Raw genomic sequence first — 263 nt, forward strand, 5'->3', positions numbered from 1 at the left:
GCGCACGCGGCCGCGAGCGACTCCGCCTCGGCGACGGTCAGTTCGGGCACGTCGCCCGCGAGGCCCTCGGCGGAGTCGTGGCCCATCCGCAGCCCGTCCTCGGACACCACCACGGCGTGCCGGACCCCGGGAATCCGCGTCAGGGGACGCAGCATCCATCCCACATCGGGAAGCCTGGATATGGTTCCGGCCACTACCGGTCTCCTTCGTGTGCTCGACGATCTGTCTCCCCGGGGCGCGGCTCGTGCTCCGGGGAGACAGAT

1 protein-coding gene is annotated in these 263 nt (G+C 71.5%); it reads right to left on the reverse strand.

All coding sequences use genetic code 11. From position 1 onward, the window contains the following. Positions 1-194, reverse strand: a 194-nt coding sequence (locus ACSNOK_RS34725; RefSeq protein ID WP_436784694.1) for a roadblock/LC7 domain-containing protein, incomplete at its 3' end; no start/stop codon positions are given. Positions 195-263 lie beyond the last annotated feature (69 nt).

This window comes from Streptomyces sp. URMC 126, from assembly GCF_051386555.1.
In the GTDB taxonomy this organism is placed as follows: domain Bacteria; phylum Actinomycetota; class Actinomycetes; order Streptomycetales; family Streptomycetaceae; genus Streptomyces.